Raw genomic sequence first — 9,487 nt, forward strand, 5'->3', positions numbered from 1 at the left:
CACGTTCCGGTCGGTGGGCGTAGCCTCGTAACTGAGTCATATCTACCGTCGCGGCCGCGTCCGGCGTACCCCTCGTACGTTCGTGCGCACCGTACTCATGGGGAGTGAACCCGATGCCCGAGCTGAGGTCCCGCACCGTCACCCACGGCCGCAACATGGCAGGCGCACGTGCGCTGATGCGCGCCTCGGGCGTAGCGAGCGAGGACATCGGCAAGCCGATCATCGCGGTCGCCAACTCGTTCACCGAGTTCGTCCCCGGCCACACCCACCTGGCCCCGGTCGGCCGGATCGTCTCCGACGCCATCCGGGCCGCGGGCGCCATCCCGCGCGAGTTCAACACCATCGCGGTCGACGACGGCATCGCCATGGGCCACGCCGGCATGCTGTACTCCCTGCCCTCCCGCGACCTGATCGCGGACAGCGTCGAGTACATGGTCGAGGCCCACTGCGCCGACGCCCTGATCTGCATCTCCAACTGCGACAAGATCACCCCCGGCATGCTGATGGCCGCCATGCGCCTCAACATCCCGGTCGTCTTCGTCTCCGGCGGCCCGATGGAAGCCGGCCAGGCCACCCTCGTCGACGGCACCGTCCGCAAGCTCGACCTGATCGACGCCATGGTCGACGCCTCGAACGAGAACGTCTCCGACGAGGACGTGCTCCGCATCGAGGAGAACGCCTGCCCCACCTGCGGCTCCTGTTCGGGCATGTTCACCGCCAACTCGATGAACTGCCTCGCCGAGGCCATCGGCCTGGCCCTGCCCGGCAACGGCTCCGTCCTCGCCACGCACACCGCCCGCCGCGCCCTGTACGAGGACGCCGGCCGCACGGTCGTCGAGATCACCAAGCGCTACTACGAGGGCGACGACGCGTCCGTCCTGCCGCGCAACATCGCCACCCGCCAGGCCTTCGAGAACGCCATGGCCCTCGACATCGCCATGGGCGGCTCCACGAACACGATCCTCCACCTCCTCGCCGCCGCCCAGGAAGCCGGCCTGGAGTACGACCTCACCGACATCGACGAGGTCTCGCGCCGCGTGCCGTGCCTGGCCAAGGTCGCGCCGAACGTGGCGCCCGGCGGGACGTACTACATGGAGGACATCCACCGCGCCGGCGGCATCCCCGCCATCCTGGGCGAGCTGCACCGCGGCGGCCTCCTCAACAAGGACGTCACGACGGTCCACTCGGAGAACCTGGAGGACTGGCTGGCCCAGTGGGACGCCCGCTCCGGCACGGCGAGCGACACGGCCATGGAGCTGTGGCACGCCGCCCCCGGCTGCAAGCGCTCCGCGACCGCCTTCTCGCAGTCCGAGCGCTGGGAGTCCCTCGACCTCGACGCCGAGGGCGGCTGCATCCGCTCCGTCCAGCACGCGTACTCCAAGGACGGCGGCCTGGCGGTGCTGCGCGGCAACATCGCGGAGGACGGCTGCGTCGTGAAGACGGCCGGCGTCGACGAGTCGATCTGGACCTTCGAGGGCCCGGCGGTCGTCTGCGAATCGCAGGACGAGGCGGTCGAGAAGATCCTGACCAAGCAGATCAAGGCGGGCGACGTCGTCGTCATCCGCTACGAGGGCCCGCGCGGCGGCCCCGGCATGCAGGAGATGCTCTACCCGACCTCCTTCCTCAAGGGCCGCGGCCTCGGCAAGGTCTGCGCGCTGGTGACGGACGGCCGCTTCTCCGGCGGCACCTCGGGCCTCTCCATCGGCCACGCCTCCCCGGAGGCGGCCTCGGGCGGCACGATCGCCCTGGTCGAGGACGGCGACCGGATCCGCATCGACATCCCGAACCGCTCGATCGAGCTGCTGGTCGCGGACGAGACCCTCGCGGAGCGCCGGGCGGCGCTGGGCGGCGTCTACGCCCCGAAGGACCGTGAACGCAAGGTCTCCGCGGCCCTGCGCGCGTACGCGGCGATGGCCACGAGCGCCGACAAGGGCGCGGTCCGCGACGTCTCCCGCCTGACCTGACCCCGCCCCCGCCCCGCCGGGCCACCACCCGGCGGGGCGCGGCGCGGCGCGGCAGAGCGGGCTCCGGTCACCACCCCGCGGGGTTCGCTCCGGCTCCTTCCGGACGCGCGCCTTGCGCGGTTCGGCGCGGGGCGCCTCTCCGGCTGCGGTGCGCTGCGCCGGACTCCGTCCGTCGGTGGCGGGGCGGGCTCCGGTCACCACCCCGCGGGGTTCGTACCGTCCACCGCGAAGACCGAGCCGTCGGGGGCCGAGGCGTAGACCTTGCCGGCGGCGAGTACGGGGGCGGGGAGGGTCGGGGCCAGTTTGTCGCCGCCCATCCGGGGCTTGGTCTGCCCCACCAGCCGGTGCGTCGCGGCGTCCACCGCCAGCAGCCGCCCGTCCAGGGCCGTGAGGTACACCCGTCCCTCCCCGGCGGCGGGGCCCGACGCGGCGGTGACGCCGGTCTCCAGCCGCCACTGCTCCCGTTCCCCGTTCACGGCGGCCAGCGCGCCCGAGATGCCGAAGACGTAGGCCACCCCGTCGGGTCCGACCGTCGCCTGGGCCTGGAGCATCGGCGCCAACAGCCGTACGGACCGCACCGTGCGCGAGCCCAGCTCGACGCGCACGACCGAGTGCGCCATCAGCTGCGCGTCATTGGCCAGCAGGTACAGGCTGCCGTGCGACAGCCCGAACGGTTCGGCCGTCCCGGCCACCCGGACCTGCGTGCGCGGCGTTCCGTTCGCCGGATCGATCACCGCCACCTGTGTCGACTTGCCGTCCGCGGCGGGCGTCGAGACGTAGAGGACGGGGTCGCTGCCCGGTTCCTCCGATCCCGCCCGCCAAAGGGAGCCCACCCCGCCGACCTGCTTCGTCCACTGGACGGCGCCGCTCGCCGCGTCCAGCGCGGTGGCCTTCCCGTCCGCGGACGCGACGAGCACCCGGGAGCCCGCCCCGACCGCCTGCGCGCCCTGCGGCATCTTCCGGTTCCACCGCTCCGTACCCGTCGCCGGGTCCAGGGCCCGCAGCAGCCTGCCGCCCTCCGTGACCGTGAGCACCAGCCCGCCGCCGTGGAGGGGAGCGCCCGTCTGGAGCGTGCCCGGCGTCGTCGTGCGGGCCGACCACAGCAGGGAACCGTTCGCGGGGTCCAGCCGGGCCACGGCCGTACCGGGCCCCGAGCAGTACAGGGCCGCCGCGCTCCAGGAACAGGTCGAGGCCCGGTCACCCAGGGACGCGGTCCACGGGGCGAAGGGCTTCGGCGCGGACCCGGCGGTTGCCGCCGCCTCGGCGGCGAGACGTTCCGGGCCGGAGGACGGTCCGGACATCAGGTATCCGCCGGCCGCGCCGCACGCGAGCAGCAGCCCGAGCCCGGCCGCCGCCAGGGCCACCCGCCGCCGGCGCCCACGACTCCCACCCGCGCTCGCAGCCGCAGCCGCAGCCGCAGCCGCACCCGCGTCCCCGACCGCGACCCGCTCCCGCAGGTGCGTGGCCTCGTCCGCCGCGAGCGCCGCCGCCACCGGCCGCCGCGGCCGCTGCCGCGGTACGAACGACTGGGTGTCCTCGGCCGTCGGGTACGCGATCGCCCGCATCTCCGCGATCAGCGCCTCGGCCGTCGGCCGCTCCGCCGGCTCCTTGGCCAGGCACCGCGCGACGAGCGGCGCGAGCCGCGCCGGCAGCCCCGTCAGATCGGGCTCGCTGTGCACCACCTGGTACGCCACCAGGTAGTGGCTGTCCGAGTCGAACGGCCCCCGCCCGGTCGCCGCGTGCACCAGCACCGCGCCCAGCGCGAAGACGTCCGCGGCCGTCCCGACCTCCCGGGGCCGCTGGAACTGCTCCGGAGCCATGTACGGCGGCGTGCCGATCAGCTTCCCGGTCTCGGTCCGCAGATCGCTGTCGGCCGGCCGCGAGATCCCGAAGTCGATCACCCGTACCCCGTCGGGGGCCATCAGTACGTTGCTGGGCTTCAGGTCCCGGTGCACGACCCCCGCCCGGTGGATGTCGCGCAGCGCCTCCGCCAGCCCGGCGGCGAGCCGCGTCAGCTCAGGGGGGTCCAGCACCCGCTCCCGTACCCGCTCGGCGAGCGTGGGGGAGTCGATGAACAGGGTCGCCATCCACGGCCGCTCCGCATCCGGATCGGCGTCCACGACGGGCGCGGTGAACGCTCCGCTCACCCGCCGCGCGGCCGCGACCTCCTGCCGGAACCGCGCCCGGAATTCCGGATCCACCGCGTGCTCGGGATGCACGATCTTGACGGCGAGTTTCAGCCCCGACCCTGACGTGGCCAGATGGACGACGCCCATCCCGCCGGAGCCGAGCACGGACTCCAGCCGGTACTGCCCGGCGTACTCCGGAAACCCCACGTAATCCGCGCGCAGCGAATGCACCGTCCACCACCCCCGACGGAGCCTAGTCCATGGCCCCGGGGCGGCTCCAAGGTCCTGCTACCCTGCGCGAGTTGCGCAGCGCAACACCCATGGGGGGAGATTTCACATGTCGGTTGAGAATGAATCAAGCCAAGTCGCCAGTGCGTCGGACGGCTCCGGATTCCAGACGTTTCCGGTCGCGCCGGGCTACCGGGTGAACGTCCGCAGCGGCCCGTCCACCACGTACCCGATCGTCAAGGTGCTGCCCTACGGAGCCTCCGTGACGATCCGCTGCCAGACGCCCGGCGAGCGGGTCAGCGGCCCCTGCGGCACCTCAAGCATCTGGGACTGCATCGGGAACGGCCAGTACGTCGCCGACTCGTACGTCAAGACGGGTGCCGACGGCTACGTCACCAATCGCTGCGCCTAGCCCCATCGGGGCGCGGGCGGTCTGACACGTGAGACGCGCCCGGCCGCCCCGGCCCGGCGGTGGATAATCGCTGGTGTGAGCGACGACCAGCGAGACCAGACCCCCGCCGGGCCGGCCCCGGCCGCGCCGGCCTCCCCGGCCGCCGGACCGCAGCCCGAGCCGATCCGGTTCTTCGGCACGACCTGGGTCGACCACGACGGCGGCTACGCGCTGCTCCGCGTCGGCCTCGCCATCGGCTCGCTCGTCACCGCCTTCGCCGCCGCGCTGCTGCTCCGCTTCGCCTACGAGGGCCTGGAGATCGGCAACGTCGGCCCCTTCCTCAGCATCTCCGTCGTGGTGCTCTTCGCGGTCGCCAGCTCGATCGCCTTCGCCAAGACCTGGGATTCCTTCCGGCGCCGCCCCGCCCCGTCCTCTGACGAGGCCGCGCTCAAGGGCCTGAAGACGATCGGTTTCATCGGCTCCCTCATCGCGTACTTCCTGCGCTGCTTCGTCGAGGCGCCCGGCGAGCAGCTGCGCCGCGCCGAGTACGAGCGCGCCACCGCCGAATTCGCCCGTCGCCGCAGCTCCCGCACGGGCAACCCGGCCGCGCGCCGCCCCAAGCGCAAGAAGTAGCGGGCGGCGGGCAGCGCCCGCGAGAACCCCTTCCCGGTCGACGTACCGGTTGACGCCCCGGCACAGCCAGGAGCATTATTCATCACATGATGAATAACCCGCCGGCGGTCGCCGTGCACGCACACGGCCTCACCGTCCGCCGCGGCACCGGCCGCACCCCGCGCACCGTCCTCGACTCCCTCGACTTCGACGTCCCCCGCGGCCGCATCACCGGCCTCCTCGGGCCCTCCGGCTGCGGCAAGTCCACCCTCATGCGCGCCGTCGTCGCCACCCAGGCCCACGTCACCGGCACCCTCGACGTCCTCGGCCGACCCGCCGGACACCCCGAGCTCCGCTCCCGCATCGGCTACGTCACCCAGGCGCCCTCCGTCTACGACGACCTCACCGTCCGCCAGAACCTCGACTACTTCGCCGCCGTCCTCGACCCCGGCCGCGCCGCCGCCGACCGCCGCCGCGCCGCCGTCGACCGCGCCATCACCGACGTCGACCTCACGAGCCGCGCCGGAGCCCTCGCCGGCAACCTCTCCGGAGGCCAGCGCAGCCGCGTCTCCCTCGCAGTCGCACTCCTCGGCACCCCCGAACTGCTCGTCCTCGACGAACCCACCGTCGGCCTCGACCCCGTCCTGCGCCGCGACCTCTGGAACCTCTTCCACGACATCGCCGCCACCCGCGGCGCCACGATCCTCGTGTCCTCCCACGTCATGGACGAGGCCGAGCGCTGCCACGACCTGCTCCTCATGCGCGAAGGCCGCATCCTCGCCCAGGACACCCCAGACGCACTGCGCACCCGCACGGACACCACCACCGTCGAGGAGGGCTTCCTCCGCCTCGTCGACGAAGCGGGCGCCGCCGCCCGGGAAACCCAGGAGACCCAAGCCCGATGAACACCGCCCGCACCACCGCCACCGCCGCCCGCGTCCTGCGCCAGCTCCGCCACGACCCGCGCTCCATCGCGCTGATGCTCCTGGTCCCCGTACTGATGCTGACGCTGCTCCGCTTCGTCTTCGACGGCGACGCCCACACCTTCGACAACATCGGGGCGTCCCTCCTCGGGATCTTCCCCCTCATCACGATGTTCCTGGTGACCTCCATCGCCACCCTCCGCGAGCGCACCTCCGGCACCCTCGAACGCCTCCTCGCCATGCCGCTCGGCAAGGGCGACCTCATCGCCGGCTACGCCCTCGCCTTCGGCGCCGTCGCCGTCGTCCAGTCCGTCCTCGCCACCGGCCTCGCCCTCTGGCTCCTCGGCCTCGACGTCACCGGCTCCCCCTGGCTGCTCCTGCTCGTCGCGCTCCTCGACGCGCTCCTCGGCACCGCCCTCGGCCTGTTCGTCTCCGCCTTCGCCGCCTCCGAATTCCAGGCCGTCCAGTTCATGCCGGCCGTGATCTTCCCGCAGCTGCTGCTCTGCGGACTCTTCGCCGCCCGCGACACCATGCACCCCGTACTCGAAGGCCTCTCCGACGTCCTGCCCATGTCCTACGCCGTCGACGGCATGACCCAGGTCCTCACCCACACCGACATGACGGCCGACTTCGTCCGCGACGCCGTCATCGTCGCCGCCTGCGCCCTGCTCGTCCTCGCCCTCGGCGCGGCCACCCTCCGCCGCCGCACCCCCTGACCGCGATCCGGACGCCTCGCCGCCGACCCCGGCCCTGGTGCGAGGATGAGGAGGGAGTACACGCATCGCAGACGAGGTGGATCGGGCATGACCCAGACAGTCGCAGTCCTCGGTACCGGCAAGATCGGCGAGGCCCTGCTCAGCGGAATGATCCGCGGCGGCCGGCCCGCCCAGAAACTCCTCGTCACCGCCCGCCGCCCCGAGCGCGCCGCGGAACTGCACACCCGCTACGGCGTCGAAGCCGTCAGCAACGCCGAAGCCGCCAAGCGCGCCGACACCCTCATCCTCACCGTCAAGCCGCAGGACATGGGCAAACTCCTCGAAGAACTCGCCCCGCACATCCCCGCCGACCGCCTCGTCATCAGTGGCGCCGCCGGCATCCCCACCTCCTTCTTCGAGGAGCGGCTCGCCCCCGGCACCCCCGTCGTACGCGTCATGACGAACACCCCGGCCCTCGTCGACGAGGCCATGTCCGTCATCTCCGCCGGCAGTCACGCCACCGCCGCCCACCTCCAGCACACCGAGGAGATCTTCGGCGGCGTCGGCAAGACCCTGCGCGTCCCCGAATCCCAGCAGGACGCCGCCACCGCCCTCTCCGGCTCCGGCCCGGCCTACTTCTACTTCCTCGTCGAAGCCATGACCGACGCCGGCATCCTCCTCGGCCTGCCCCGCGCCCAGGCCCACGACCTGATCGTGCAGGCCGCCATCGGCGCCGCCGTGATGCTCCGCGACAGCGGCGAACACCCCGTCAAGCTCCGCGAAGCCGTCACCTCCCCGGCCGGCACCACCATCAACGCGATCGTCGAGCTGGAGAAGCACGGCGTACGGGCGGCCCTCATCGCCGCCCTCGAAGCCGCCCGCGACCGCAGCCGCGAGCTCGCCTCCGGCAACAGCTGACGGCCGGCCGGTACGGGCCCCCGCGCCGGCGGGGGCCCGCCACCCGGCCCCCTTCAGCGCTCCAGCAGCCCGATCGCCCGGTACGCCCGGTCCACCACCGGCCGCGCCAGCCCCCGGGCCCGCTCGGCCCCGGCCCGCAGCACCTTCTCCACCGCCCCGGGATCCGCCGCCAGCTCCGCGTGCCGCTCCCGCACCGGCCGCAGCAGCTCCACCACCGCATCGGCGACGTCCCGCTTCAGCGCCCCGTACCCGCCGTACCCCTCGGCGAGCACCGCCGGATCCGCGCCCGTACAGGCGCCCAGGACGTCCAGCAGATTGGCCACCCCGGGCCGCGCGGCCCGGTCGTAGACGACACCGCCGTCCCCGCTGTCGGTCACGGCCCGCATCACCTTCTTGTGGACGACCCCGGGCTCGTCGAGCATGAACACCACGCCCGCCCCCGCGTCACCGGACTTCCCCATCTTCGACGTCGGGTCCTGGAGGTCCATGACCCGCGCGGCCACGGCCGGCAGCGTCACCTTCGGCACGGCGAAGGTGGGCCCGTACCGCTGGTTGAACCGCACCGCCAGATCCCGCGTCAGCTCGACGTGCTGGCGCTGGTCCTCGCCCACCGGCACCTCGTCCGTGTCGTAGGCCAGGATGTCGGCCGCCATCAGCACGGGGTAGGTCAGCAGCGACAGCCGTACGCCGGCCCCCGCGGCCTGCGCGGCGGCGGCCTTCTCCTTGTACTGGATCATCCGCCGCAACTCCCCGTCGGTGGCGGTGCACTCCAGCAGGTACGCCAGCCGGGTGTGCTCGTCCACGTGGCTCTGCACGAACAACGTGCACTTCTCGGGGCTCAGCCCGGCGGCGAGCAAGAGCGTCGCCGCCTCCCGGCTCAGCCGCCGCACCCGCGCCGGATCGTGCTCGATGGTCAGCGCGTGCAGATCGACGACGCAGAACAGCGCGTCCTCCGGCGCCTGGTCCGCGGCGACCCACTGCCGGACGGCCCCCAGGTAGTTCCCCAGCGTCAGGTGCCCGGTCGGCTTGACCCCACTGAAGATCCTCGTCATGTCCTCTGTCTCCCTGTTCGTGTCGGAGCCGCCGCGTCGGGCGACCGAGCCACTCCCGGGAGGGGAGAAACGAGAACGGCCGCCGAGGCGGCGGCCGTGAGCGCATGCGTGCTCGTGTGGATGGTCGGCCGCCGTCAGGCGGCCCACCAGCGCAGGTTGAGCGTGAGCGCATGCGTGGTCATGGGACCCAGGCTAGCCCCGGAGAGTGACGCCTGTCCCAGGGTTGACACACCTGCCCTCGGTCCGTAAGGTTCTTCGAGTTGTCCGACGTGAGAGCCGACCCCGGTCGGTCCCCGGACAGCCATCCCGCACTACACATTCGAACGAACGACGCACTGTGTCGGCTCGTTTTTGATGCGTATTTGCGAATGAGGAATCCGCGTTCCAGGACGCGGCCGCCGATTAGGTTCGGGGGCAGGGAATCCGCTACTGTCTCACTCGTCGCAAGGGCCCAACAGCCCCAACGGCAAACCCCGCTGACTGGGGGTCAGGCCCGAAAGGATCTGATAGAGTCGGAATCGCCGGAAAGGGAAAACGCGAAAGCGAATCACCTGGAAAGCGAGCGGGACTGACTC

General features: G+C 72.5%; 8 protein-coding genes. 6 read left to right on the forward strand and 2 right to left on the reverse strand.

All coding sequences use genetic code 11. The features are described from left to right. Nucleotides 1-113: 113 nt before the first annotated feature. On the forward strand, nt 114-1,964 hold the full coding sequence (ilvD, locus tag IE248_RS16220; protein ID WP_190031019.1) for a dihydroxy-acid dehydratase: 1,851 nt from the start codon (nt 114-116) through the stop codon (nt 1,962-1,964). 194 nt (nt 1,965-2,158) lie between these two features. On the opposite strand, the gene IE248_RS16225 is transcribed toward ilvD, so the two are convergent. Beyond that, the gene (locus IE248_RS16225) at nt 2,159-4,300 is read right to left on the reverse strand and encodes a serine/threonine-protein kinase (RefSeq protein WP_308438152.1); all 2,142 of its coding nucleotides are present in this window, start codon (nt 4,298-4,300) and stop codon (nt 2,159-2,161) included. 130 nt (nt 4,301-4,430) lie between these two features. Between IE248_RS16225 and IE248_RS16230 the strand changes: the two genes are divergently transcribed. The 5 genes from IE248_RS16230 to proC all read left to right on the forward strand — a co-directional run bounded on the left by IE248_RS16230 (nt 4,431) and on the right by proC (nt 7,860). Further along, nucleotides 4,431-4,733 carry an SH3 domain-containing protein gene (locus tag IE248_RS16230; RefSeq protein WP_037797979.1) on the forward strand — a complete coding sequence of 101 codons (303 nt, stop codon included), beginning with the start codon at nt 4,431-4,433 and terminating at the stop codon, nt 4,731-4,733. Between the two features lie 75 nt (nt 4,734-4,808). Continuing rightward, nucleotides 4,809-5,345 (forward strand): hypothetical protein, encoded by a 537-nt coding sequence (locus IE248_RS16235; protein WP_037797982.1) that lies wholly within the window; start codon nt 4,809-4,811, stop codon nt 5,343-5,345. 86 nt (nt 5,346-5,431) lie between these two features. Beyond that, on the forward strand, nt 5,432-6,229 hold the full coding sequence (locus IE248_RS16240) for an ABC transporter ATP-binding protein (protein WP_124289169.1): 798 nt from the start codon (nt 5,432-5,434) through the stop codon (nt 6,227-6,229). Then, a complete protein-coding gene (locus tag IE248_RS16245) occupies nt 6,226-6,963 on the forward strand; it encodes an ABC transporter permease (protein ID WP_073797978.1) in 738 nt (245 codons plus the stop codon). The genes IE248_RS16240 and IE248_RS16245 overlap by 4 nt, the downstream gene beginning before the upstream one ends. Nucleotides 6,964-7,050: 87 nt before the next feature. After that, nucleotides 7,051-7,860, forward strand: a complete 810-nt coding sequence (proC, locus tag IE248_RS16250; protein ID WP_037797989.1) for a pyrroline-5-carboxylate reductase — start codon at nt 7,051-7,053, stop codon at nt 7,858-7,860. Between the two features lie 53 nt (nt 7,861-7,913). Here the strand turns inward: proC and trpS are convergent, their stop codons facing one another. Further along, the gene (gene trpS, locus IE248_RS16255) at nt 7,914-8,912 is read right to left on the reverse strand and encodes a tryptophan--tRNA ligase (RefSeq protein ID WP_190031020.1); all 999 of its coding nucleotides are present in this window, start codon (nt 8,910-8,912) and stop codon (nt 7,914-7,916) included. Nucleotides 8,913-9,487: the final 575 nt, after the last annotated feature.

Origin of the sequence: Streptomyces goshikiensis (assembly GCF_014650555.1) — a bacterium.
In the GTDB taxonomy this organism is placed as follows: Bacteria; Actinomycetota; Actinomycetes; order Streptomycetales; family Streptomycetaceae; genus Streptomyces; species Streptomyces goshikiensis.

What these genes read in the sequence shown, in the direction of transcription:
- ilvD (WP_190031019.1), top strand. Translation starts at nt 114, where the DNA reads ATGCCCGAGCTGAGGTCCCGCACCGTCACCCACGGCCGCAACATGGCA.
- IE248_RS16230 (WP_037797979.1), top strand. Translation starts at nt 4,431, where the DNA reads ATGTCGGTTGAGAATGAATCAAGCCAAGTCGCCAGTGCGTCGGACGGC.
- IE248_RS16240 (WP_124289169.1), top strand. Translation starts at nt 5,432, where the DNA reads ATGATGAATAACCCGCCGGCGGTCGCCGTGCACGCACACGGCCTCACC.
- IE248_RS16245 (WP_073797978.1), top strand. Translation starts at nt 6,226, where the DNA reads ATGAACACCGCCCGCACCACCGCCACCGCCGCCCGCGTCCTGCGCCAG.
- proC (WP_037797989.1), top strand. Translation starts at nt 7,051, where the DNA reads ATGACCCAGACAGTCGCAGTCCTCGGTACCGGCAAGATCGGCGAGGCC.
- trpS (WP_190031020.1), bottom strand. Translation starts at nt 8,912, where the DNA reads ATGACGAGGATCTTCAGTGGGGTCAAGCCGACCGGGCACCTGACGCTG.